This is a genomic window from Bradyrhizobium sp., from assembly GCF_019242285.1.
Lineage (GTDB): Bacteria > Pseudomonadota > Alphaproteobacteria > Rhizobiales > Xanthobacteraceae > Bradyrhizobium.
The window spans coordinates 1-24,427 of the sequence record NZ_JAFAVV010000876.1 but is presented as its reverse complement, the minus strand read 5'-3'; the positions used below and the strand labels follow the sequence as shown (position 1 = coordinate 24,427).

The following is a 24,427-nucleotide window of genomic DNA, read 5'->3' as shown; positions in this document are numbered from 1 at the left end:
AAGCCCGGCTTGTCGAGAATGCCGACGACCCGTCCAAACAGCACGTAGACATGGCAGGTCCGCTCACGGACGATCGCACAAATGCCGAATAATCGAACGAGGAGGGTGATGAGCGCCTCTGTCACGAACGGCAGAACGAAGACCAGGCCCACCGTTATCCAGAATTCCGCCATTGCCCGTCCTCCGTCAGCGCTTTTCCGGAACGATCGCGTGCTGTGCTCTTGCATAGAGTCCCAACCGCACATTTCGCATATAAGTTTGCAGGACATCGGGCCCATGCTGTTTCAGTGTGGTCAATTGCTCGGCGAGCGCTACTAGCGGCGATACCTCGGTCTGCGCTTTGAGTGTCTCGATTTCGACTGCCCGCCGCGACTCGACGATCCGCTGATCCGCCCTTGCATGAGCAAGGCTGATGTCGGACGATACTTGGTTATGGGCCGTGTTGATTGCGGCAAGCGCCGGTTCGACTTCGCCAGGTGGTTCAATGCCCGTAATCAGCGAGGCATCGAGAACGACGCCATATCGCGCCTCGGCCGAACGGCATTCATGCTCCATCGTTTCGTTGAGGGACCCCATATGCTTGCGGATGTCGTTGATCGATATGCCGGCCATGGCGCTCATCTCCTCGGTTGCCCCTTGGCGATCGGCGCCGGTTGCGGGTTTGGGCTTTGGTGCCTCGAAGTCCGCAATGCGTTCGCGCACCACCGACACGAAATAGGCCATCACGTGCCCAATGGGGTTTTTGACTCCAAAGAGATAGGCATAGAGGTTGGCGTCCGAGACCCGGTAGCGAATCTGACCTTCGAGTCCCGTATCAAGCTGATCCTTGGTCACCGCTTGCAAGACCGTGCCGTTGCTGTTGGCGCTTGGGTCGTCGAAATCTTTCGCCATGTTGATGGTCTCGGTCGCCACCGAGACTTTGAAAACACGCTCCCAAGGCCACTTAAAATATGGTCCGCCCGAGCCGATCACTCGCACCTGAGGATAGACGTAACGCTGGCGCTCGTCGGGACTCATCAAATCGGCCAAGGCTGTGTCGAGAGTGGTGGCGGCGCCAAGTCGCCGCGCGCGCCCAAAGACAGTCTTGACCGCACGCTCATTCGGGTCGACCGTGAAGAAGCCCGTCAGAATGAAACGCACAAAAAACCATGCGGCGAATCCAATCAAAGCACCTTCGGGAATCAGCATGAGAACTCCGTTTCTGGTCGCCGCACCACCGGCAGCAACGCACCACAGGTCCATCTCGCACAGCGGAACGGCGACACGGATCAACAGCTTCTGGAAATCTTAACATGATCAACAGGCGCCGCCGGACGGCCTCGGTTTGCTCTGCGCCGGCGTCGACATGCGGAACGCCTCGCGGCACGAGTCCATGGACGTGCTGGCGCTTCCATCCCGCGGAAGTTGAGCGCAGATCATCGCTTCTCGTCCCCAACTGCTCGAACTCGCGTAAAATCGAATTCAGTTTTCTGAACGGCAATTTGATGGTGTCGCCGAGCCGTCTGCTCATTTTCGCTGCGTCAGCTTTGGGAGTGCTTGCGAATAAAGGGAAATTTTGGGGAGCCGCAATGCGCAAATTTTGGCGGAGTACGTCGCAAGAAAGTGCCTGACCGTAGCGCCTTATCAGGGTCTCGGCCGAGTCGCTCGCTGCAACTGGCGACGAACCAATACGGGAAAGGCGAGAAGCAGCACGGATACAAGAACAATGCGCAATTAACGACACACTGAAAGAGGCACACGAGCGGTGCGGTCGCGCGAGAACCACCGCGCTTCAGCAGCGACTGCTTGGGGGCCCAAACCCGCTTCGGGAAGTGGAGCAAATCACGGACACGCGTTACGAAACGCGCTCGCGCTCCGCCAGCGCCTCGCCAAAAGCCTCAAACAGTGCGCGGTTGATCGGGTTGCGCTGCGGGTCGTATTCGGCGTGCCACTGCACGGCGAGCGCGAAGCCGGGCGCGTCGGCGATCCGGATCGCCTCGATGGTGCCGTCCTCGGCGATACCCTCGATCACGACCCGCTTGCCCGGCTCGAGGATGCCCTGGCCGTGCAGCGAGTTGACCCTGATCTTGTCGCAGCCGAGGATCGTCGCGAACGCGCCGCCGGGCGTCAGGCTGACCTCGTGGCGATCGGCGAAGATCACCCTGGGATCGGGATGGATCTCGCCGTTCTCGAGCCTGGGCATGCGATGGTTCATGCGGCCCGGGATTTCCCGGATCTCCGGATGCAGCGAGCCGCCGAAGGCGACGTTCATCTCCTGCAGGCCGCGGCAGATGCCGAAGATCGGAATGCCGCGGGCGACGCAGGCCTCCGACAGCCTCAGCGCCACCTCGTCGCGATGGATGTCATAGGGCTCGTGCTTGACATCCGGCTTGGCGTTGAAGCGGGTCGGATGGACGTTGGCACGCGCGCCGGTCAGCACGACTCCGTCGACCACGTCCAAGAGCGCGCCGACGTCGGTGATCTCGGGGGCGCCGGCGAACATCAGCGGCAGCGCGCCCGACACCTCGGCCACCGCGCGCAGGTTGCGCTCGCCGACCATCTGGGTCGTGAAACGGTTTTCGATGCGATAGGCGTTCCCGATCACGCCAACGACCGGCTTTCTCCTCATGCTTCTCCGAATCCCGAGGTTCGTTAAAGCCTTATCATGCCCTTCGGTCTCCACGGGATCAACATTTTGGAACCTTCTTCCAAGGCCCCCCAGCCCTGCAACGGATTCATTCCTCCGCCTCGTTGCGCCGAAGCGTCGCAGCAGGCGCCGCCTCTGGGCGACGGGCTTGATCCGGGGCAGGTTTGGCGAAACAGTGAGCCCTTGAACTGCGGATCGGGAATCACCGTGGCGGCAGCGGATGACCGGCGCCTCGTGGCGCGTAACGACCTGGCGTGGGCCATCGCGGTCGGCGGCATCGGCGTCGTGCTGTTCGCGGCGGGACTGAGCCTCGCCCGGGAATATGCCGCGACGCTGTTTCTGATCTTCGCCGGCATGCTGCTCGGGGTCGCGCTGACCGCGATGTCCGAACGGCTCGGCCAGGTCGTTCAACTGCCGCATCCGGTGCGGCTCGTGATCGTCTGTCTGGTGCTGGCCACGCTGCTGTCGGGCGTCATCTTGCTCGGCGGCGCCACCATCGCCCAGCAGGCCACGGTGCTGAGCAACACGATCAAGTCGCAGCTCGTGAACGTCAAATCCTTCCTCGACCAGCACGGCATCGACACGAGCTACTTCAATCTCAACAATGCCGCCGCGGCATCGACGGATTCCGGAAACGCACAGAACGCGGAGAAGAACCCGCCGCGCGAATTTCCCGGCGCCAGCACGCTGGCCTCGAGCGGCGGCGCCATCGTCGGGCAGACCTTCAAGCTGCTGCTCGGCACCGTGAATGCCATCGGCAACGTCTTCATCCTGCTGTTCCTCGGGCTCGCCTTCGCGGCGCAGCCCGGGGTCTATTATCGAGGACTGTTGTTCCTGGCGCCGGCGCGCCATCGCGGCTCCGCCACCGTCGTGCTCGATCGCATCAGCGAAACGCTGGAGCGGTGGCTGATCGCACAGATCATCGTCATGTTCGCGGTGTTCGCCGTGACCTGGATCGGGCTGGCGATCATCGGCATCCCCAGTTCGTTCATTCTCGGCATCCAGGCCGGCCTGCTCGCCTTCATTCCGACCGTGGGCGCGCTGATCGCGGGCCTGATCGTCGTGCTGGCGAGCCTCGCCTCGGGCTGGGTCGCCGCCGCGAGCGCGCTCGTCCTGTTCCTCGGCGTTCACGCGCTGGAGAGTTTTGTCCTGACGCCGCTGTTGCAGCGCCAGGCGCTGGACATTCCTCCCGCCACGCTGTTTGCGGTGCAGATCTTCCTCGGCGTGGTGTTCGGGATCTGGGGGCTCGCGCTGGCGCTGCCGCTGCTCGCGATCGTCAAGGTCGTCGTCGACTATTTCAAGTCGGGCGAGGCGCAGGCCGAGACGGCCTGAAACGCGGAACGCATTTGCGGCTCGCTCAAAGCCAGAGCATGACCATCCCGCTCACGACCATCGCGCAGCCGACGAACATGACGAACGGCCACGGACCGAACGGTCGGCCGTATCGTCCCTGCGCGCGCCGCTCGGCGATGAGAGCGGTCTCGTATTCGTCGGCGGTGGAGAACATGCAGGCGAACCCGCCGCGGGCGGATGCGGCGTCGGCTTCGAGCGACAGAAGGGCCGTCTGAGCCCCGCGATTTGGCTTACTCATGCGGATGAGCCTAGCGGCAGACCGGTTAACGACCCGTTAACCATCCGCCTCAGGCCGGCGTGACGCCCGGCTTGGAAGCGGCCAAGATGCCGGTATTCCTGCGGAGCTTTTCCAGCGACAGCGGCAACTCCACCGCGGCCTCGACGCGGTTGCGGCCGCTTCGCTTGGCCTGATAGAGCGCGGCGTCGGCTGACGCCAGCAGCACTTCGAGTTCGATGCCGGCGGATCCGCCGGCGACGCCGATGCTGACGGTGGTCTCGACCGGGGCGTCGTCGAGCACCACGCCGGAATTGGCGAAGGCCTCGCGCACACGCTCGGCCACCAGCACCCCCTCCTCCAGCGAGCACGGCAGCAGCGCGGCGAATTCCTCGCCGCCGACCCGTCCCGAAAGATCGCTGATGCGCAGATTGTCGACCACGACGGTGGAGAACAGTCTAAGGATCTCGTCGCCGGTCGCATGACCGAAACGATCGTTGATGGCCTTGAAGTGGTCGATGTCGAAGATCATCACGGTGACGGGGCGCTCGGCTTTCGCCTCGCGCTCGATCGCGCGCGCGCAGGCTTCGGCAAAGCCGCGGCGGTTGAGCATCCCGGTCAGAGGATCCGTCGATGCCGCCTTCTTGTGCGCCGTCACCGTCCGCTCGGACACCAGCATGAAGATGACGAATACGGTGCCGATCGCATAGAGCACGAGCTCGACCGCGAAGATCGTGACCCAGATGCTGGAGGCGAACTGGTCGTCGGTCGACTGCAGGAAACTCCCGAGCAGCACGGGCAGCAGCAGCACGAATCCGTGCAGCACGGGAACCACGATCGCAGGCCAGCGCCGCTTCAGCGACCTGCGGCGCTCGGCCCACAATTCGGCGGCGGTCAGCGCCGCATAGACTGCGACGATGAATGCGCCGATCGTCATCCGCATCGCTTCAGCGTGCGGATCAAGCATCACCGTCATCGCGATCCAGGCGACCGCACCCAGCACCAGTCCCGGGAAGCTCGGCCTGCGGCCATGAAAGACGCGCGCGGCGGTCCACACCATGCCACAGGCGATGAAGCCGGCCGAATTGAGCAGAGCGAAGGGCACATCGCCGAGCAACTGCCCGGCGCTGGTCCAGCACGCGACCGACGCCGCGCCGACCAGGTAGGCCGCGCCCCACCATTTCAGCGCCGGGTTGTTCTCCTGCGTGCCGAACGACAGCAGCATCGCCCCGAGCAGCGCCGCGATCAAAGCGGCGACGAAGTAAAGCGTCATACTGTCCAGCGGCATCGACCACCTTCGGTGTTAATACGGGGTAGCCGGATCGGCCTGATAACGTTTGCCCGCGTTTACCAAGGCAATGTAGATGCGCCGCGTTCGGAATCCGTTGCGCGTGCGACCAATTTTTCAGCCAAAACTGCCTCAACTTTTCCGCGAGCGTGTAAAGAAAAAGGGCACGAAACCCGTGCCCTTTCCCATCGTCGCATTTGCGGCAAATTGTAGCGAAGCGATCAGCGCTTCGAGAACTGGAACGACTTGCGCGCCTTGGCGCGGCCGTACTTCTTGCGCTCGACCGAGCGGGAATCGCGGGTGAGGAAGCCGCCCTTCTTCAAGACGCCGCGCAGTTCCGGTTCGAAATTGGTCAGTGCCTTCGAGAGGCCGTGACGCACCGCACCGGCCTGCCCCGAGAGGCCGCCGCCGGCCACCGTGCAGATCACGTCGTATTGCCCGGCGCGGGCCGCGGCGACCAGCGGCTGCTGGATCATCATGCGCAGCACCGGACGGGCGAAATAGGTTTCGACGTCGCGGGTGTTGACGGAGATCTTGCCGGTGCCGGGCTTGACCCAGACGCGGGCGACCGCGTCCTTGCGCTTGCCGGTAGCGTAAGCGCGGCCGTATTTGTCGACCTTCTTGACGTATCTCGGCGCTTCCGGTGCGGCGGGCTTGAGCTGCGAGAGCTGATCGAGCGACTGGATGCTTTCGGCCATGTTATGCGGCCCTCATGTTCTTGCGGTTCATTGCGGCGACGTCGAGCTTCTCGGGATTCTGCGCCTCGTGCGGATGCTCCGCGCCTGGATAGACGCGCAGATTGCCCATCTGCACGCGCCCCAGAGGCCCGCGCGGAATCATGCGCTCGATCGCCTTCTCGACCACGCGCTCGGGGAAACGTCCTTCGAGGATCTGGCGCGCCGTGCGCTCCTTGACGTGACCGACATAGCCGGTGTGCTTGTAGTACACCTTCTGCTCGCGCTTGCGCCCCGTGAGCACCGCATGCGCGGCGTTGACGATGATGACGTTGTCACCGCAATCGACATGCGGGGTGTAGGTGGGCAGGTGCTTGCCGCGCAGTCGCATGGCGACGATGGTGGCGAGACGGCCGACGACCACGCCCTTGGCGTCGATCACCACCCATTTCTTCGTCACCTCGGCGGGCTTGGCCGAAAAGGTTTTCATGGTCCGATCCGTGAAAGGGGAAACTCGGGCGCGAAAGGCGAACCCGAACTGCGCGGTTTCTTAAAGATACCTGCCCCGCGCGTCAACGTTCGTCACGAAAAAATAGCGCAGCAAAATCAAATGATTATAAATATGGTATTATAACACCCGACCAAAAGTCACGTTTTTGGAATGGAATAGGTCGCAGTCACGTGTGCAAATCGGCTCGACCGATGCGTCCAGAGTCAGGCTGACCTCGCCGACCGCCAGCCGCTTGCCGGAGCTTCAGGAGTTTTGCGGATGCGATCACGGCGAGCCCCACCGGCCCGATCGCCGACAACAGCACGACGAACATCGCGTAATCAGCCAGCGCCATCAATGAGATCGTGCCGCCCGGACGCAGCTAGCGGCGGTTGTCGCCAGCCACGGCGGCGGATCACGCCTTCTGCTCGATCCGCCAAGCCCTTCTGCATCAGACTATCGATTGTTCGTTACCCTTACAAACCTGATGGCCTGTTCTTCCTCCAGGGTCTTGTCGTTCATGCCGAGGAGGCCGCGATACGGTGCGAGTTTCGGAAGGCTGATATTCTGCGTCAGAATATGTGTCCGCAGCTCGGGCGGAAGTCGTGGAAAGTTTCGGTGGGCTTTGAGCATCTCCCGGAGATGGCTGCTGGCGAGTTCATCGACGATCCCGGCCCGGTCGACATGGCCACCAAGATTGAAATAAGTTGCACCGGCGGTCACAATGACTCGCCATTGCTCGAGGCGGGGCTGCTGCTCGGGTAAGGTGAGCTTGGCTGTCTTGAATTCGCTCGGCGGCGGCGCAGTGTACACGACGCCCGACGGCGACGATTTTGCCAATGCCGACGCAATCGAGGCTTTCCCAGGCCTCGGCGCCGCCGGCTCAGGATCGGTAGGCATCAGGCTTTCGCTCTGGGGAGCGCGATGGGGCTCGGTCAGCCTCGCGAGCGCAGGCGGCGGGCTTGCGTTCTGGGGAATGCGATCACGCTCGATCGGCGTCGTGAGTGGAGGCAGCAGGCTTTCGTCCAGGACAACGCGCTCAGGTCCGATCAGTCTGGCGAGCTGAGGCAGCGGCCTGATTGGCGCCGGGTCCGGTTGCATGAACTCGACGACTTCGAACGTCACCGCGCCTGCAACCAGTATCGTTGCCGATACAGTGCCGATAACGGGCCAATCCATCATCTCTCTCCGAGACCTGCAGGCGGCCCTTTCTATCTGAAGTCGTTCATGGCTCGCGCCCGTGACTTTTTCGTCCGCCTCGCATTCTTGAAAAAAACGCCTGCTCAAATTCGCTTATGCGACTCGACAGTCTGTCGTTCGACCTGAGAGTCCGGTTCATCAACCGAATGAACTCGACACGAGCTGCCTACCTCGATCGCGATCAAAGCCTTGTGAACCCGCGCCCCACAGCTGTGACCCGCAAAGCGCTCCTGACGTCAGCAAACAGCAGCTCGCGCCCGCCCGGGTCGTCAACATGGTCGGCGTGGTCATCGAATGTCCCGACACCGTGCAGACGACGGCGGTGCAGACGTTCCGGGTGACGCCGCGCGGCTAGTCCTGCCCCGCCTCGCGCTCGTGTTCATCCTCGGCACCTCCCGTGCGCCACATGCCGAATAAGGGCTCGCGCGGCGAAAGCAACGATTAGTTACGTTGCATTGACAGGCACGTGCGGCTGCATTGACAGGTCTGCCGCGCTCTCGTCGCGATGAGCCGCGCTGATGCGCGGTATGAACGATCGGGCCGCCCGACTCCTCGAACGCTCCGCCTGCGGCGCCACCGGCACCGCCGGGTGCGACTGCCCCCCGGATGCGGTCTACATCCGCGCCGGCATGCGGGCCGCCGAGGCAGTCAAGGCCAACCCTGAGATGTCAGACCGCGCCATCGCCAAGGCCATCGGCCTATCCGACAAGACCGTGGCCGCAGCCCGCAAGGCAGGTGCGGAATTTTCCGCAGTTGGAACCCGTACGGGCAGAGACGACAAGACTCGCGTCAAGCCAAGGCCAACCGCCGAGGCCGCATGCCGAACCGTCTGCCAGCTCATCAACCGCGAGCCGGACCCAGCCGCCCGGATCAAGCTCATTGCCGCCGTGATCGCCGAGCTTCACGCGATGTCGGCGGAGGCATACGCCACGCTCGGCGAACGAAAGCCACAGGAGGAGGAGCGACAGGAGAACGCCGAGTCTGAGATCGTGCACTAGACCCGAGGCAGGATGGGCAGAAGCGCGCCAAGCTCTGCGCGAAAGCGTCCCTGATTTCCGTGCCCGGGGAACGGCACGGAATGAACCGGCATCTCGTGTCCGGCCTCGCGGACCGCGCGGAGCACGATCGCGTGCATGCCCGCGAGCAAGGTGACGACGGCAGCCGGCCGATACTCGGCAAGCCGCGCAGTAAAGCTCGGCAGCGACCGCACCCAATGCGCCCGCCGCTCGCCATGCGCCATCTTGTCAATTGGGATCAAAACCAGATCGTCGAGATACCATCCGCGCGTTTTGAAGCCGGCCAAAAAAACCTTATCCGTCGTGGCCTCCGGCATCAGAACGCGGCGCATATGCGTCGTCATCGCGTTCCTGCCGAGATAGAAAAAATCACCCGACGCCGGAGCCGACTCGCCGAGGAAAAGAGTCGCCACACGCTCCGGCCGGTAACGTCGCCGAACTTCCTCGACATCTTCCATAACCTTCCCCTGAAATGCCCGCCAGCGGCCCTAGCGTGCCCCGTGGTGCGTTAATCCGCCCGGGAGGCGGATGCGGAGATGTGTGCGTTTTCCCCGCCGGCCTCCTCTTTCCCGCTCGCCGCACGTCTTCAGCGGTAGGCTTCGAAATTGTCTATCCGCGATCCTTTGCCCTCATCGAGCAAAACGTTCGGGAAGCCGAAGAGGCGAACGTTCGATAGGCTTCCGCCCACCGCGTTGGGCGAGATATGAATCGCCGCAGCCCGTCTCTGCTCAGGCACGGTTTCCGATTCGGGACGATTCGGCCCGAGAAGCCACATGTTCGATATGCTGGGCGGAGTCGGCGCGGCCTGCATGGTCGGAGGAGCCTGCACGGCCGGCGGATCATTATGCGCGACCACGATGCGCCCACCACCTGGAATGTCGGCAACATACGTGCCCCGGCCAGCAAATGAAAAGACAGCCACGATCACGACGACCGCTACAGATGCGGCGATGCTACGCACGGGCCACTGCCTCAACGATGGCGGCGGTGGAAGAGCCACCGGTTCGGGCTTACGCCTTTGCTTCGGTTTCGACGTCTTGGGTTCCGATGATAGTTTCCGCATTTTGATCCCCAACCTGATTCGAATGGGATCTTTGTCCGTAGAGTCTGTGTTCGCTTTGTGTTGGAAAGACCCGGGAGAACCCGGGGTAAATACCCGTTTAACCGACTACTTCTGCGGGTCGGTCAAACCTCCCGTGCCAGTCACGGCGCGATTGCCCGTTTGATGGTAGGCCATGGTGGTAAGGCATGGGAAACCCCGAAATCTTCGGGGAAATCGAGGGCAATTGTGGCAATCCGGTCCCGATGCAGGAACCTCTCCAGCTCCGCCACGCTCATTTTCGCGACCGTCATGCCGTTCCCTGCTCTCGCCCCGCGGGCCCTGTTACACTACATTGCGAGGACAGCTCAAACGGACGCGCCGATGCCCAGCCACGCCCCCCTCGCCGCCACGCCCCCGCCGCCGAACCTGTTGCGCGAGCAGACCGGCAGCGTCGCGGTGCTGACCTTGAACCGGCCGGCCGCGCGCAACAGCCTGTCGGAGGCGCTGATCGCGGAGCTGCATGCCGCGCTCGACGAGATCGCCGACGACAAGAGCGTTCGCGCCGTCGTGATCGCCGCCAATGGCCCCGCCTTCTCCGCCGGCCACGACCTGAAGGAATTGACGGCGCGCCGCGGTGATGCCGATCGCGGGCGGGCCTATTTCGCCGCGTTGATGAATGCCTGCAGCGCGATGATGCAGGCGATCGTGCAGCTGCCACAGCCCGTGGTCGCCGCCGTGCAGGGCGTCGCCACCGCGGCCGGATGCCAGCTCGTCGCGAGCTGCGATCTCGCGGTCGCCTCGGATGCCGCGACGTTTGCTACGCCCGGCGTCGACATCGGCCTGTTCTGCTCGACCCCGATGGTGGCGCTGTCGCGCAACGTGCCGCGCAAGCGGGCGCTGGAAATGCTGCTGACCGGCGAAGCGATCTCGGCCACCACCGCGAAGGACATCGGCCTCGTCAACCGCGTGGTCACCGCCGGCACCGAGCGCGACGCCGCGATCGCGCTGGCGCGGAAGGTCGTGCTGAAATCCGCGCACACGGTGCGGATCGGCAAGGCGGCGTTCTACCGCCAGGCGGAGATGAGTCTTGCGGACGCGTATCGCTATGCCGCCGAGGTGATGACGGAGAACATGCTGGCACGCGACGCCGAGGAAGGCATCGGCGCCTTCATCGAGAAGCGCGCGCCGAAATGGCGGGATTGCTGATCCTCATCCTGAGGAGCCGCGAAGCGGCGTCTCCAAGGATGCAGGCCCGACTGGGGCCTCATGGTTCGAGACGCTTCCCTCCTCACCATGAGGATTGAAGGACAACGAGATGAATCACGACACCTATTCCGACGACTACATCCGAAGCATCCTCAACGGCGTGAAGTCGATCGCGATGGTCGGCGCCTCGCCGGTCGAGGTGCGCCCGAGCTACTTCGCCTTCAAGTACCTGGTGCAGCGCGGCTACGACATGATCCCGGTCAATCCGGGCCATGTCGGCAAGAGCCTGCTCGGCCGGCCTTTCGTCGCCTCGCTCGCCGACATCGGTCACCCCATCGACATGGTCGACATCTTCCGCAGCTCGGCCCACATCATGCCGGTGGTCGGCGCGGCCCTTCAGCTCGATCCATTGCCGAAGGTGATCTGGATGCAGCTCGGCGCGCGCGACGATGACGCCGCCGCGAAGGCGGAAGCCGCCGGCATCAGGGTCGTGATGAACCGCTGCCCGAAGATCGAATACGGCCGGCTGTCGTCGGAAATCTCGTGGATGGGCGTCAACTCGCGTACCATCAGCGCCAAGCGCGCGCCGATCCCGACCCAGGGCATGCGGCTGTCGCTGAACCGGACCAGCGTCGGCGGCGGCGCCACCGCGGCCTCCGACCGCGCCGCGAAAAACAAAAGTGAGCTTTCCTGACATATCGCGAAAGGATCGTGTCGCGCGCGCGACGAAGCGAAGCGGGCCCGTTGCAAAATCCGGCGGTCGTCGCGAGTAGCCTTGACGGGTGCTTTTCGCGGACGCAATGGTCCTCCCCAGAGAGGAGGCGAGCCGGTACCGCCTCGACTATAAGCCGCCGGTTTCATGCATCGTTTTTGGCGACGGGCTGCCTCCTGCTCCAAAAGCCTCGATCAATTCATCAAAGGAAACCGTATGACCGATCGTTTGCCGGGATTTTCGACCCTCGCCGTGCATGCCGGCGCGCAGCCGGACCCGACCACCGGCGCGCGCGCGACGCCGATCTATCAGACCACCTCCTTCGTGTTCAACGACGCCGACCATGCGGCCTCGCTGTTCGGATTGCAGGCGTTCGGCAACATCTATACCCGCATCGGCAACCCGACCAACGCGGTGCTGGAGGAGCGGGTCGCGGCGCTCGAGGGCGGCACCGCGGCGCTCGCGGTCGCCTCCGGCCACGCTGCACAGGTGATCACGCTCCAGCAGTTATTGATGCCCGGCGACGAATTCGTCGCCGCGCGAAAACTTTACGGCGGCTCGATCAACCAGTTCACCCATTCCTTCAAGAGTTTTGGCTGGAACGTCGTCTGGGCGGATACCGACGACGTCGGTAGCTTCGAGGCGGCCTTGAGCCCGCGCACCAAGGCGATCTTCATCGAATCCATCGCCAATCCCGGCGGCACCGTCACCGACATCGAGGCGATCGCCGCGATCGCCCGCAGGGCCGGCGTGCCCCTGATCGTCGACAACACCCTGGCATCGCCCTATCTGATCAAGCCGATCGACCACGGCGCCGACATCGTCGTGCATTCGCTGACGAAATTCCTCGGCGGCCACGGCAATTCGATCGGCGGCATCATCGTCGATGCCGGCACCTTCGACTGGTCGAAAGGCAACAAATACCCGATGCTGAGCGAGCCGCGGCCGGAATATCACGGCATCAGGATCCAGGAGACCTTCGGCAATTTCGCCTTCGCGATCGCCTGCCGGGTGCTCGGCCTGCGCGACCTCGGGCCGGCGCTGTCGCCGTTCAACGCCTTCCTGATCCTGACCGGCATCGAGACGCTGCCGCTGCGCATGCAGAAGCACTGCGACAATGCGAAGGCGGTTGCGGAATATCTCTCAGGCCACAAGGCGGTCGCGGCGGTGAACTATGCCGGGCTGCCCGGCGACAGGTACAACAACGTCGCCCGCAAATATTGTCCGCGAGGCGCGGGCGCGGTGTTCACCTTCAGCCTGAAGGGCGGCTATGACGCCGGCGTCAAGCTGGTGTCGAACCTGAAGCTGTTCTCGCATCTGGCCAATGTCGGCGACACCCGCTCGCTGGTGATCCACCCGGCCTCGACCACGCACAGCCAGCTCGACGACGCCGCCAAGGTGAAGGCCGGGGCCGGCCCGGACATCGTGCGGCTGTCGATCGGGATCGAGGACCGCGACGACCTGATCGCGGACCTGGAGCAGGCGCTTTCGGCCTGATCCTCATCCGTTAGCTCAGCGATCGACGCGGGAGCCCATTGCGCGCTCCCGCATCGGCGAGCCGCGCCAGCTTAACCTTTCATTTACCACGTTCGGGAGAATGTGGGGCGAACTGAGACGCTGGTGATGGCGAGGACACGATGCTGCGCTGGTTGTTGCCGATCCTGATCGTGGCCGCCGCGGGCAGCACCGCCTTCGCCGCCGATCAGCTCGCCATCCCAAAACCTCACGTCAAGGCGAGGATGGCCGTCGGCCACCGCGAGCCCCGAGCCGTGGCCATGCCGGATCCAGACTCGCTGATCTCGCCCTCGCTGCCGACGACACCGATCCTGCTCGGCTCCTCGACCCTGCCAGGCTATTACGGCCGCCCCTTCGACTATGAGTATCAGGGCGCCTATTACGGCGGTCCCAATCCCAGCTACCTGCTCCGCCTGCCCTACGCCTGCGGCATCTACGGCTATTGCTGATTTATCCTGCTGCGTCGAGATCAGTAGGGTGGGCTAAGCGGCCATGTGCACATGAGTCCGCCGCACGAAGGTAAGAGCGTGCCCACCATTTGAAGCCGTGCTGTCGTGATGATGGTGGGCACGGCGCTCGCGCGCCTTAGCCCACCCTACGGCTCACGGCGACATGCCTAACCGGTCTGCTTGAACACCATGGAGAGCGGCTGCATCTCCACACGCGCCCGCCGTTGCGCAAGCCGCTCGGCCTGAAGCACCGCGAGCGTCAGCACGGCGATGGCGACCGCCTGATGCGCCAGTGCGAGCACGATCGGGACCTGGTAGAGCAGCGTGAGGATGCCCAGCGTCGCCTGCAGCGTGATCACGGCGGCCAGCCATCGCGCGCCGCTGACGGCGGCGTCGCCCGCGCCTGAGCGGATCGCATCGAACATGTGCCACGCCGCCAGCGCAAACAGCACGTAAGCGGTCATGCGGTGCTCGAACTGCACCGTCAGCGCGTTCTCGAACAGATTGCGCCACCACGGCGCCTCGTACCACAGCCGCGCCGCCGAGGGCACGAAGCCGCCGTCGATCTCGGGCCAGGTGTTGTACATCAGGCCGGCGCGCAGGCCGGCGACCAGCGCGCCGAGGTGGAGCTGCACGAAGGTCAGCCCGACCAGCACCGTGCTCGCCAGTCTGAGCCGTGCGGGCGCCACCATGGGCGGCCGTCCATCGAGCCGGCGCAGGGTCCAGACGATCGCCGCATAGATCAGCAGCGCCAGCACCAGATGGGTGGCGAGCCGGTATTGCGAGACTTCGGTCCGCTCCGACAGGCCCGAGGCGACCATCCACCAGCCGACCACGCCCTGCAGCGCGCCGAGGGCGAAGATGAACCACAGCCGCCGCTTCAGTTCGGGCGCCAAGGCGCCGCGCCAGAGGAAGAACAGGAACGGCAGCAGATAGACCACGCCGATCACGCGCCCGAGCAGCCGGTGGCTCCATTCCCACCAGAAGATCGTCTTGAACTCCGCGAGCGTCATGTCGGAATTGAGCTGGATGTATTGCGGGATCGACTTGTAGGCGTCGAACGCCTGCTCCCACTGCGCGTCGCTCAGCGGCGGCAGCGCGCCGGTGACCGGCTTCCATTCGACGATGGACAGCCCCGACTCGGTCAGCCGCGTCGCACCGCCGACCAGCACCATCAGCGCGATCAGCGCCGCCACGACGAGCAGCCACGCGCGAACGGCGCGAAGCGACGATGGCTGTTGTTCCGGAATGGCGGTCATCAAACCCCGAGCTTGCAATCCTGAGCTTGCAATCCTTAGCTTGAATGGATTTGCGCGCCCCTTATAGTCCGGCCGCTCCGGCATGCAAGCCGCGGCCGTGAGCGCCACATTCCCGTCACCATGACCATCCGCACCCGCAAATTCTTCGGCGCCATCCTGCTGCTGTTCCTGCTCCTGGTCTGGGCGCTGTTGGGCATGACGGTCGCGCAGACGCCATGGCTGGCGAGTTCCGGCATCGCCCAGGCGATCTTCTACGTCGTCGCCGGCATGGGCTGGCTGCTGCCCGCGATGCCGATCGTGAGCTGGATGTCGCGGCCCGGCCGGTGATCGGTGCCTAGCGCAATCCGCCGCAGCAGCGGCCGGATGAGCGTCTCGCCGTCCGGGACGACGTGTCGGAAAACCCGGATATCGCTACGCTCGCCCGGCTACGCTTGCTTCATCAAACACTGACGAGGCCGAATCAGCGGAGTGAATCCGGACTTCAGTCTCGGCGCCGGCGTCTCAGGCCGCCAAACCGCCTGCGCCAAAACCGAAATTTGTCGAGCGCATTCAAATCGATGCGGCCGACCTCCGCATGTCTCGCGAAAATTCCTCTTTCTTTTTTTCAGAAAAATGTCTATATCGTCCCGTCCCGCCTCCATCGGAGGGGCGCTTCGCGATCGTCACGGACGTGGGAGGCGGGATGCGATGGACGCGGCGGTGCGCGAGACGAGCGCGCTGTCGCGGACGGCGAAAACGTGTGGTCCTGGCGCCGCGACGCTGGCGCTAAGCTGTTCGGTGATGATCCGAAGAGCGACGGGGGCAAGAAAGCCCGTTCCCCGAGGAGAGCACGGCATAAGCGTTAACACCATCGCGCAGGGAATGCCGGTGATTTCGGCTGAACCTGTGGTTCCTGCCCCGTGCTTACTTGCTGCACGGGGGCCATGGGTGAGGCTGAACCACCCGGCATTCCCTGCGCCCTCTGCGATTTCGAGGGCGATGTTTTTGCAAAACTCGGACGAATCTCGTCGCGAGAAGGCCAACGTATGCCTCGCCTCCGTAGGGTGGGCAAAGCGGCCCTCGCACCGAAGCCCGCCACGCAAAGGAAAAAGCGTGCCCACCATTCCAGAGCGACGCCGCCGAGACAATGGCGGGCACGTTGCTCTGCGCCATGCGCGTTCGCCCCTTAGCCCACCCTACCCGTCGCTGCCCGTCGCGCGCCCTCTTGTGCTCACTCCGGCCGTCGCGTCGGCTGCACCGGCGCGAACAGGCCGCCGGCCAGCAGCACGCGCATCGCACGCAGCGAGTGCCGGCGGCCGTCCCAGTCGATCCGGGGCAGTGCGCGCAAATTGGTGCGGCCTGCCGATTCCACGACGCCCGGTATCGCCGACACCGCGCTGGCAAATCCCGCCTGCTCCGCCATCACCACATGCGCGCGGCGGAAGCTGTCGCGGTCGCCGAACGGATAGGCGAAATGCCTGACCTCGCGACGCAACGCCGTCTCGGCCACCGCGCGGCCCATGGTCATCTCGCGCAACGCGGCGGCATCCTTCAGGCTCGACAGCATGGGAAAGTTCACGGTCGCGCAGCCGAACGTCACCAGCGGGTCGGCGGCGAGCTTGGCGAGGTCGGCCCAGTCCATCGCAGCCTCGCGCGACAGCGCGGCGAGATCGACGGAATAGCGCCTGCACAGGTCGTTGATGGCGGCGGTCAGCTCCGGCGGCGCGAGCCGGCGGAGCCAGCCGCTGAGGAATTCGTAGAGTTCGTATTTGTCCGCGGTGGTCGCCACCGCAAAATGCCGCTCCTGGCGGTCGATCATCAGGCTGATGCGGTTCTCGCGCGCGATGATCGCCTCCAGGGCCAGCCACCAGGCTTCGCCGAGCCCGTCGGGAAACGCCGTCGGCACGTAGACGGTGAAGGGCACGCGATGGCGCGACAGCACCGGATGGGCCCAGGTGAGGAGTCCCTTGTCGACGCCGTCGAAGGTCAGGCAAACGAAGCGTCGCGGCTGCTCCAGGATCACCGCGCGGCGGCACGCCTCGTCGATGCCGACGATGTCGTACCTCCAACGCCTCAACGCGCGGATGGTGCGGTCGAGAAATCGCGGCGTGATCTCGTTCCGCTTCAGCGGCTGAAACCGTCCTGGACGCCGCGGCCGCACCCGCTGGAACCGCAGGATCGCGCCGGCGCTGGCGGTGTCGCGCCCGGGCCAGAAGGCGCGGCCGGAGAAATAGGCAAGCTCGAGCTTCAGGCTGGTCAACAAACTGTCGTCGGACGGCAACTTCTCGTCTCTCGCTACGATCGTGTCGGTGCGCGGCGCATCTCATTACCCTTTGTTGACACTTCTTTGCAAAGGTCGGCGCAAGTCGAGAATTGCAAATTTTTCCCTGTCCGACAGGTTCAACATGACAATGGCTGCCGCGATCGGGAGCCGGACGGCAGAGGTGCGGTCGCCGGCAGGCCGGATCGCGCGCGTCGAGATCATCGGCGATCTCGGCGAGGCCGAGGCCGTCTGGCGCACCCTGGAAGGTGGGGAACAGTTCTCCACGCCCTATCAGCGCTTCGACTTTCTCGCCGCCTGGCAGCGGCATGTCGGCGAGCGCGAGCAGGCCTCGCCCTTCATCGTGGTCGCCAGCGACGCGGAGCGGCGACCGCTCCTGCTGCTGCCGCTCACGCTCCGCCGCGACCATGGCGTCCGCACCGCTTCCTTCATGGGCGGCAAGCACACCACCTTCAACATGGCGCTGTGGGACCGCGATTTCGCAGGCCATGCGACCGCCGCCGATCTCGACGCGCTGCTGGCGGGCCTGCGCGCGCGCGGCGCGGCCGACGCGCTCTCGCTCACCCGGCAGCCGCAGCGCTGGCGCGACCTGGTCAACCCGTTCACCGCGCTGTCGCATCAGCCCTCGATCAATGGCTGCCCGGTCATGACCATTGCGCCCGGAGCCGCGCCGGCGGAGCTGATCAGCAACTCGTTCCGGCGGCGGTTGAAGAGCAAGGAGCGCAAGCTGCAGGCGCTGCCGGGCTATCGCTACCTCATCGCCAGCGACGAGGCCGAGATCGGCCGCCTGCTCGACTGGTTCTTCCGCGTCAAGCCGCTGCGGATGGCCGAGCACAAGCTCCCCAACGTGTTCGCCGACGCCGGTGTCGAGGACTTCATCCGCGACATCTCGCGGGCGACATCACCGGATGGCAAGCGCGTCGTCGACGTCCACGCCCTCGCATGCGACGAGGAAGTCATTGCCCTGTTCGCCGGCGTCGCCGACGGACATCGGTTCTCGATGATGTTCAACACCTACACTTTGTCGGAGCATTCCCGTTTCAGCCCGGGCCTGATCCTGCTCCGCAACATCGTCGACCACTACGCCGGCCGCGGCTTTCGGGCGCTCGATCTCGGCATCGGCACCGACGAATACAAGCGGCTGTTCTGCAAGCTGGACGAGCCGATCTTCGACAGTTTTGTTGCGCTGAGCGGCCGCGGCAGGGTCGCGGCCACGGCGATGTCGGTCGTGGCCCGCGGCAAGCACCTGGTCAAGCAGAACCAGCGCCTGCTCGACCTCGCGCAAAAGCTGCGGCACAGATTCGGCTGATCCGCAGAACCAGATCAGGCGGCGGCTTCGACCTCGGGCCGCGGCTCGTCGGCGTCGTCCACCGGCTTGTCCAGCATGGTCACGACCGAGAAGCCGACCGCCTCGAGCTGCTCGCACAGCGCCGCGCGGGCGTCCGGCGCCATCGCAGGCGCCGGCACCACCACCGCCCGCGCCCCTGCGGTCAACAGCTCCGCCGGAAGATCGGACGCGGTTCCGGCATTCAGGAGCACATGGTCGTAGACCCGCAGCAGCGCATCGATCGCGAGCGTCAGCCGCGGCGACTTCAAGAGGTTGCGGTCAAAGCCGGGCCGTCCCGCATTGACCAGATGCGCCCGCGACCGGCCATCCTTGGTGATGATCTCGGCAAACGACGCCTCGCCCTGCAGCAGCTCAGCCAGCCCGGGCGCGTCGGGATCGACGGATGCCGCGGTGATCACGGGCGCAGCCGCCGCAAGGTCGACCAGCACCGTTCGCGCGTCCTGCGCGAGCAACCGCGCCAGTCTCAACGCCGTTGCGGCGAGGCCCTCGCCCGGCGCGGTCCCCAAGACCGTGATCTTGTGGGCGTTCGCGCCCTCGCCACGCAGCACCGTCGCCAATTGCTCGATCTCGGCGGGCTCGGCGGCGATCGGCTCGCTCGGCACGAGCTCGGGCGCCGCCTCGATCATCGGCTCCGCTCTCGGATCGATCGCGTCCGTGGATGCGAGCCGGGAGGCGCCCGGCGCCGTCATGCCGAGCAGCTCGCCGGTGACGACGATGCCGGTCGCCAGCAGCAGCGTGGCCAGCGTCGCGATCAGCACGATCGGAAGCTTCTTGGGATAGGCCGGCGTATTCGAGACCAGCGCCCGCGAGATGATGCGGCCGTCCGACGGGCCGGCCTCGATGTTCTCACGCGTGGTGGCCTCGCGGTATTTCGCCAGATAGGATTCCAGGAGATCACGCTGCGCCTTGGCCTCGCGCTCGAGCGCCCGCAACTGGACGTCCTGGCCGTTGCTGGAGGACGCCTGCTTCTTCAACTGATCCAGGCTCGCATTCAGGCTGTCGACCCGGCCGCCGGCGATGCGCGCATCGTTCTCGAGCGAGCGCGAGATCTTGCCGGCTTCATCGCGAATCTGCCGGTCGAGATCGGTGAGCTGCGCCTTCAATTCCTTGATGCGAGGATGATTGTCGAGCAGCGTCGACGACTGCTCCGCGAGCTGCGCCCGCAGCGTCACCCGCTGCTCGGACAGCCGCCGCATCAATTCGGAATTGAGCACTTCGGACGCCTCGATCGGATTGCCGCTCTGCAGCATCTCGCGGATCAGCCGCGCCTTGGTCTCGGCATCGGCCTTCTGCGCCCGCGCATTGTTCAGTTGCGTGTTGAGCTCGCCCATCTGCTGGTTCGAGAGCGTGGTGTTGTTGGTGCCGACGAACAGGCTCGATTTGGAGCGGAAATCCTCGACCCGCGATTCCGCATCGGCCACCTTGTGGCGGAGATTCTCGATCTCGCCCGACAGCCACTGGCTCGCCGACCGCGCCTGCTGCTGCCGCGCGCTCTGCTGCAGCACCAGGTAGTTCTCGCCGACCGAATTGACGACCTGGGCCGCGAGCTCCGGATCCTGCGACTGGAACTCGACCACGATGACGCGCGACTTGTCGACCGCATAGGCCGTCAGGCGGTCGAAATAGGAATCCAGCACCCGCTCTTCCGGCGTCATCGAGAACGGATCGCGGGCGATCCCGAACAAAGCGAGCAGCGAGCGCAGCGGCGACAGTCCGCGCAGCACGGGATCGAACTCGGGCAATTCGGCGAGCTTGTTCTGCTTGATGACCTGGCGTGCGAGCTCGCGCGACAGCACGAGCTGCACCTGGCTGGTCACCGCCTCGGCGTCGAGCGCGGCCCGCTCCTCGTTGCGCTCGCCGCTCGGCCGCAGGAACACGTTCTCGCGGCCATCGATCAGGATGCGCGCTTCCGACCTGTAGCGCGGCGTGACGAGGTTGACGGCAGCGATGGACAACGCGGCGACGATCACCGTCGGAACGATGATGAAGCGGCGCTTGCGCGACAGCGCCTCACCAAGCGCGCGAAGATCGAGGTCGCCGGAGGCAACCGTCGCAGCCGGCTTGACCGGGGCCGGCGCAGATTTCGGCTTGGCGGCGGCCGCAATCTGCGCCGCCCCCCTGATCCAACGCAACAATGCCATACGCATCGCACAACTCCCGCGGACGCTGCGACCCCGTCTCATCCGCGGCGATTACACTTGATTATGGTTGCCGGCCGGTTAATTCCGACAAATCGACGGCGACCAGTCGGCGAGAATCGAGCAATCTCATGCTTTGTTAACGACGAAAGCCGTTAATTCGACTCAACAATTCTGCTGGATTTCAGATGCTGGACGTGCCCGCCGACATCAACCGTTCGTTTCGGCTAACACCGGTGCTGACGATGCCGCCGCCCTCGGACAAGCCGCTTCGCATCCTGCATGTGGTGCGCACGCCGGTCGGAGGCATCTTCCGTCACATCCTCGACCTCGCCAACGGCCAGGTCGAGCGCGGCCATCATGTCGGCATCGTCGCGGATACGCTGACCGGCGGCGCGCGCGCCGCGGAGGCGCTGGCGGAGATCGGACCACGCCTGACGCTCGGCGTCCATCGCTTTGCGATCCAACGCGAGCCTGCCTTCGCGGATGCCCTGGTATGGCTGCGCTTCCGGCGCCTGGTCCGGCAGCTCGGACCCGACGTGCTGCACGGCCATGGTGCGAAGGCCGGGGCCCTCGTTCGCCTCGGCACCGCGCCGCAGGACGCAATCCGGGTCTACACGCCGCATGGCGGCTCGCTGCACTACCCGCTCACGACGTTCAAGGGCAAATTCTATAGCTACCTCGAACGCGCGCTGATGGATCGCACCGACCTGTTCCTGTTCGAGAGCGCGTTCGCCCGCGATACCTATCAGCGCACCGTCGGCTTGCCCCGCGCGCAGGTGCGCTGCGTCTTCAACGGCGTCACCGCCGAGGAATTCGATGTCGTCGCGCCCGCCCCTGACGCCACCGACGTCGTCTATGTCGGCGAGTTCAGGCATATCAAGGGCGCGGACCTGCTGGTCGACGCGGTGGCGCGGCTGCATGCCGACGGCAGGCCGCTGACGCTGACGCTCGCCGGCGACGGCGAGGAGATGGCCGCGCTCAAGGCCCAGGTCGAACGGCTGGGATTGACGCACTCGGTGCGTTTCATCGGGCACGTCAAGGCGCGCTACGGCTTCTCCAAGGGCAAGCTGCTGGTCGTGCCCTCGCGCGGCGACTCCATGCCCTATGTCGTGATCGAAGCGGGCGCCGCCGGCATGCCGATGGTCGCGGCCAATGTCGGCGGCATTCCCGAAATCTTCGGCCTGCACAATGACGCGTTGTTCGCTTCCGGCATCCCGGGTGCGATTGCGGATGCGATCGAGAGCGCGCTGGACGAGCCGGCGGCGACGCAGGTGCGCGCCCGGTCGCTGCGCGAACGCATCCTGATCCACTTCTCGCAAAAGGCGATGGTCGATGGCGTGATGGCAGGCTACCGCGATGCGCTGCTACAGGCCGATGCTCGGCCTCGCTGACTGCAACGAACAGGGCAATGAAATGCTGACTCTCATTTACCAAGCTAACCATTTCTTCCGATTTACTCGCTAAACCCCTGGTTGGGGAATACCGCCTCTGCGCCCCGATGGCTTAGATTACAGGGCGCACCGGTGCACCGACAGGCCGGGAACGACAGTGGAAACGATCGACGCACACACCATGTTCGACGCCGCGGCGTCGGCCGCAGCCACAGCACCGCCGCTGGAGCGACGCCGCCGCCTGTCGCAGGCCGCGCTCGCGATCGTCAACCAGAAGGTACGGCCAGCCTATTCGCCGATCGTGATCGCCGGCGTCGTCCGCCTGGTCGATTTCGTGATGCTGAGCATCATCGGCATCGCGCTCTATTTCGCCTATGCGGTGCCGCTGTCCGGCTTCCGGTGGGAATATGTCGCGGCGATCCTGGGGATCACCACGACCGCGGTGATCTGCTTCCAGGCCGCCGACATCTATCAGGTCCAGGTCTTCCGCGGCCAGCTCCGGCAATCGACGCTGATGATCTCGTCATGGGCCTTCGTCTTCCTGCTCTTCATCGGCGTCTCGTTCTTTGCCAAGCTCGGTGGCGAGATTTCCCGGGTCTGGCTGTCGGCCTTCTTCTTCGTCGGCCTTGCCGCTCTGATCGCCCAACGCCTGGCCATGCGCGCGCTGGTGCGGCAATGGGCGCGCCAGGGCCGGCTCGACCGGCGCACCATCATCGTCGGCTCGGATCACAGCGGCGAGGAGCTGGTGCAGGCGCTCAAGACCCAGGTCGATTCCGACATCGACGTGCTCGGCGTGTTCGATGACCGCAACGACACCCGCGCGCTCGAAACCTGCGCGGGCAGTCCGAAGCTCGGCAAGGTCGACGACATCGTCGAGTTCGCCCGCCGCACCCGCGTCGATCTCGTGCTGTTCGCACTGCCGATCTCGGCGGAGAGCCGTATCCTGGAAATGCTGAAGAAGCTCTGGGTGCTGCCGGTCGACATCCGCCTGTCCGCCCACACCAACAAGCTGCGCTTCCGTCCCCGCTCCTATTCCTATCTCGGCGAGGTGCCGACGCTGGACGTGTTCGAGGCGCCGATCACCGATTGGGACCTGGTGATGAAATGGCTGTTCGACCATCTCGTCGGCGGCCTGATCCTGGTGCTGGCGCTGCCGGTGATGGCGCTGGTGGCGCTGGCCGTCAGGCTCGACAGCCCGGGCCCCGTGCTGTTCCGCCAGAAGCGCTTCGGCTTCAACAACGAGCGCATCGACGTCCTCAAGTTCCGCTCGCTCTATCACCACCAGGCCGACCCGAACGCCTCCAGGGTCGTCACCAAGGACGATCCCCGCGTCACCCGGGTCGGGCGCTTCATCCGCAAGACCAGCCTCGACGAGCTGCCCCAGCTCTTCAATGTCGTGTTCAAGAGCAACCTCTCCCTGGTCGGCCCACGGCCGCATGCGGTGCAAGGCAAGCTGCAGAGCCGGCTGTTCGACGAGGCCGTCGACGGCTATTTCGCGCGACATCGCGTCAAGCCGGGCATCACCGGCTGGGCCCAGATCAACGGCTGGCGCGGCGAGATCGACAATGAGGAGAAGATCCAGAAGCGCGTCGAGTTCGACCTCTATTACATCGAGAACTGGTCGGTGCTGTTCGACACCTACATCCTGTTGAAGACGCCGGTCGCGCTGATGACCAAGAACGAGAATGCTTATTGAGTGGCAATTCCTGTCGCGTTGCGTGAGTTGATGAGCCCATGATGGCGTATGCGGCAACGGCCGGGGAAGAATCCTCGTCAGCGCCGGGCGTGCTCGCGCTGCAACGCGCGCTGGTGTGGCTCGCCGGCGCCTCGATCGCCATCGTATTCGTCGAGCCGAGCCCCTACGAGCTGGTGACGCTCACGGCGATCGTGCTGTTCTTCGCCACCAGGCTGCGCCTCCGGCTGATGTTCATGCCGCTGATCCTGCTGCTGGCGGCGCTCAATCTCGGCTACAGCATCAGCGCCGTCCCGCTGCTCGAGGATCCCAACGTCGCAAGCTGGATCGCGACGTCCTGGTACATGGCGGTGACCGTGATCTTCCTCGCGATGGTGATCGCGGAGGATACGGCGGCGCGGCTCGACATGCTGCGGCGCGGGCTGATCGTCGGCGGCATGATCGCGGCGCTGGCGGCGATCGGCGGCTATTTCAACCTCGTCCCCGGCGGCCATGACCTGCTCACGCTCTACGAGCGCGCGCGCGGCACCTTCAAGGACCCGAACGTGCT

General features: G+C 64.9%; 23 protein-coding genes and 2 pseudogenes. 11 read left to right on the top strand and 14 right to left on the bottom strand.

The features are described from left to right. Nucleotides 1–186: 186 nt before the first annotated feature. Together JOY90_RS36075 and JOY90_RS36070 are read right to left on the bottom strand one after the other, a co-directional pair. Nucleotides 187–1,188, bottom strand: a complete 1,002-nt coding sequence (locus JOY90_RS36075; protein WP_291695856.1) for an SPFH domain-containing protein — start codon at nucleotides 1,186–1,188, stop codon at nucleotides 187–189. A 646-nt stretch (nucleotides 1,189–1,834) separates the two neighbouring features. Then, nucleotides 1,835–2,608, bottom strand: coding sequence for a gamma-glutamyl-gamma-aminobutyrate hydrolase family protein (locus tag JOY90_RS36070; RefSeq protein WP_291695855.1), 774 nt, complete (start codon nucleotides 2,606–2,608; stop codon nucleotides 1,835–1,837). 225 nt (nucleotides 2,609–2,833) lie between these two features. On the opposite strand from JOY90_RS36070, the gene JOY90_RS36065 reads away from it, so the two are divergent. Next, entirely contained in the window at nucleotides 2,834–3,958 is a 1,125-nt protein-coding gene (locus tag JOY90_RS36065; RefSeq protein ID WP_291695854.1) for an AI-2E family transporter, read from the top strand. A 25-nt stretch (nucleotides 3,959–3,983) separates the two neighbouring features. Here the strand turns inward: JOY90_RS36065 and JOY90_RS36060 are convergent, their stop codons facing one another. The 6 genes and pseudogenes from JOY90_RS36060 to JOY90_RS36035 form a co-directional block, all read right to left on the bottom strand. Then, complete coding sequence (locus tag JOY90_RS36060; RefSeq protein WP_291695853.1) at nucleotides 3,984–4,217, bottom strand: hypothetical protein; 234 nt, start codon at nucleotides 4,215–4,217, stop codon at nucleotides 3,984–3,986. A 49-nt stretch (nucleotides 4,218–4,266) separates the two neighbouring features. After that, nucleotides 4,267–5,481 (bottom strand): GGDEF domain-containing protein, encoded by a 1,215-nt coding sequence (locus tag JOY90_RS36055; protein WP_291695852.1) that lies wholly within the window; start codon nucleotides 5,479–5,481, stop codon nucleotides 4,267–4,269. Between the two features lie 221 nt (nucleotides 5,482–5,702). Then, nucleotides 5,703–6,179, bottom strand: coding sequence for a 30S ribosomal protein S9 (gene rpsI / locus JOY90_RS36050; protein WP_291695851.1), 477 nt, complete (start codon nucleotides 6,177–6,179; stop codon nucleotides 5,703–5,705). A 1-nt stretch (nucleotide 6,180) separates the two neighbouring features. Next, complete coding sequence (rplM, locus tag JOY90_RS36045; protein ID WP_291695850.1) at nucleotides 6,181–6,645, bottom strand: 50S ribosomal protein L13; 465 nt, start codon at nucleotides 6,643–6,645, stop codon at nucleotides 6,181–6,183. A gap of 158 nt (nucleotides 6,646–6,803) precedes the next feature. Next, a pseudogene (locus JOY90_RS36040) lies at nucleotides 6,804–7,039 on the bottom strand (PaaI family thioesterase); the annotation flags it as partial. Nucleotides 7,040–7,101: 62 nt separating this feature from the next. Continuing rightward, nucleotides 7,102–7,824: a hypothetical protein gene (locus JOY90_RS36035; RefSeq protein ID WP_291695849.1), complete on the bottom strand. Its 723-nt coding sequence runs from the start codon at nucleotides 7,822–7,824 to the stop codon at nucleotides 7,102–7,104. Nucleotides 7,825–8,363: 539 nt separating this feature from the next. Here JOY90_RS36035 and JOY90_RS36030 point away from each other — a divergent pair. Next, nucleotides 8,364–8,843 (top strand): hypothetical protein, encoded by a 480-nt coding sequence (locus tag JOY90_RS36030; protein ID WP_291695848.1) that lies wholly within the window; start codon nucleotides 8,364–8,366, stop codon nucleotides 8,841–8,843. Here JOY90_RS36030 and JOY90_RS36025 read toward each other — a convergent pair. The 3 genes from JOY90_RS36025 to JOY90_RS36015 form a co-directional block, all read right to left on the bottom strand. Beyond that, the gene (locus JOY90_RS36025) at nucleotides 8,840–9,319 is read right to left on the bottom strand and encodes a hypothetical protein (protein WP_291695847.1); all 480 of its coding nucleotides are present in this window, start codon (nucleotides 9,317–9,319) and stop codon (nucleotides 8,840–8,842) included. The genes JOY90_RS36030 and JOY90_RS36025 overlap by 4 nt on opposite strands. A 128-nt stretch (nucleotides 9,320–9,447) precedes the next feature. Next, nucleotides 9,448–9,822: a hypothetical protein gene (locus JOY90_RS36020; protein WP_291695846.1), complete on the bottom strand. Its 375-nt coding sequence runs from the start codon at nucleotides 9,820–9,822 to the stop codon at nucleotides 9,448–9,450. Between the two features lie 242 nt (nucleotides 9,823–10,064). Next, the gene (locus tag JOY90_RS36015) at nucleotides 10,065–10,214 is read right to left on the bottom strand and encodes a hypothetical protein (RefSeq protein ID WP_291695845.1); all 150 of its coding nucleotides are present in this window, start codon (nucleotides 10,212–10,214) and stop codon (nucleotides 10,065–10,067) included. Between the two features lie 70 nt (nucleotides 10,215–10,284). Between JOY90_RS36015 and JOY90_RS36010 the strand changes: the two genes are divergently transcribed. The 4 genes from JOY90_RS36010 to JOY90_RS35995 all read left to right on the top strand — a co-directional run bounded on the left by JOY90_RS36010 (nucleotide 10,285) and on the right by JOY90_RS35995 (nucleotide 13,785). Further along, nucleotides 10,285–11,109, top strand: coding sequence for an enoyl-CoA hydratase (locus JOY90_RS36010; RefSeq protein WP_291695844.1), 825 nt, complete (start codon nucleotides 10,285–10,287; stop codon nucleotides 11,107–11,109). A 109-nt stretch (nucleotides 11,110–11,218) separates the two neighbouring features. Next, nucleotides 11,219–11,803, top strand: coding sequence for a CoA-binding protein (locus JOY90_RS36005; RefSeq protein ID WP_291695843.1), 585 nt, complete (start codon nucleotides 11,219–11,221; stop codon nucleotides 11,801–11,803). A gap of 234 nt (nucleotides 11,804–12,037) precedes the next feature. Then, nucleotides 12,038–13,318, top strand: a complete 1,281-nt coding sequence (locus JOY90_RS36000; protein WP_291695842.1) for an O-acetylhomoserine aminocarboxypropyltransferase — start codon at nucleotides 12,038–12,040, stop codon at nucleotides 13,316–13,318. A gap of 140 nt (nucleotides 13,319–13,458) precedes the next feature. Beyond that, nucleotides 13,459–13,785, top strand: coding sequence for a hypothetical protein (locus JOY90_RS35995; protein ID WP_291695841.1), 327 nt, complete (start codon nucleotides 13,459–13,461; stop codon nucleotides 13,783–13,785). A 167-nt stretch (nucleotides 13,786–13,952) separates the two neighbouring features. Here the strand turns inward: JOY90_RS35995 and JOY90_RS35990 are convergent, their stop codons facing one another. Then, on the bottom strand, nucleotides 13,953–15,044 hold the full coding sequence (locus JOY90_RS35990) for a COX15/CtaA family protein (protein ID WP_291695840.1): 1,092 nt from the start codon (nucleotides 15,042–15,044) through the stop codon (nucleotides 13,953–13,955). A 120-nt stretch (nucleotides 15,045–15,164) separates the two neighbouring features. Between JOY90_RS35990 and JOY90_RS35985 the strand changes: the two genes are divergently transcribed. After that, the gene (locus tag JOY90_RS35985; protein WP_291695839.1) at nucleotides 15,165–15,371 is read left to right on the top strand and encodes a DUF2842 domain-containing protein; all 207 of its coding nucleotides are present in this window, start codon (nucleotides 15,165–15,167) and stop codon (nucleotides 15,369–15,371) included. Between the two features lie 883 nt (nucleotides 15,372–16,254). Here JOY90_RS35985 and JOY90_RS35980 read toward each other — a convergent pair. Then, nucleotides 16,255–17,304, bottom strand: a complete 1,050-nt coding sequence (locus tag JOY90_RS35980; protein ID WP_291695838.1) for a polysaccharide deacetylase family protein — start codon at nucleotides 17,302–17,304, stop codon at nucleotides 16,255–16,257. A 124-nt stretch (nucleotides 17,305–17,428) separates the two neighbouring features. Here JOY90_RS35980 and JOY90_RS35975 point away from each other — a divergent pair, with 124 nt between their 5' ends. Next, complete coding sequence (locus JOY90_RS35975) at nucleotides 17,429–18,613, top strand: GNAT family N-acetyltransferase (protein ID WP_291695837.1); 1,185 nt, start codon at nucleotides 17,429–17,431, stop codon at nucleotides 18,611–18,613. 14 nt (nucleotides 18,614–18,627) lie between these two features. On the opposite strand, the gene JOY90_RS35970 is transcribed toward JOY90_RS35975, so the two are convergent. Then, entirely contained in the window at nucleotides 18,628–20,793 is a 2,166-nt protein-coding gene (locus tag JOY90_RS35970; protein WP_291695859.1) for an exopolysaccharide transport family protein, read from the bottom strand. A gap of 242 nt (nucleotides 20,794–21,035) precedes the next feature. Between JOY90_RS35970 and JOY90_RS35965 the strand changes: the two genes are divergently transcribed. From JOY90_RS35965 to JOY90_RS35955, 3 genes and pseudogenes are all read left to right on the top strand, one after another. Further along, nucleotides 21,036–22,184: a glycosyltransferase family 4 protein gene (locus tag JOY90_RS35965; RefSeq protein ID WP_291695858.1), complete on the top strand. Its 1,149-nt coding sequence runs from the start codon at nucleotides 21,036–21,038 to the stop codon at nucleotides 22,182–22,184. Nucleotides 22,185–22,365: 181 nt separating this feature from the next. Beyond that, nucleotides 22,366–23,880 (top strand): undecaprenyl-phosphate glucose phosphotransferase, encoded by a 1,515-nt coding sequence (locus JOY90_RS35960; protein ID WP_291695857.1) that lies wholly within the window; start codon nucleotides 22,366–22,368, stop codon nucleotides 23,878–23,880. 41 nt (nucleotides 23,881–23,921) lie between these two features. Next, nucleotides 23,922–24,427, top strand: a pseudogene (locus tag JOY90_RS35955) (O-antigen ligase domain-containing protein); the annotation flags it as partial.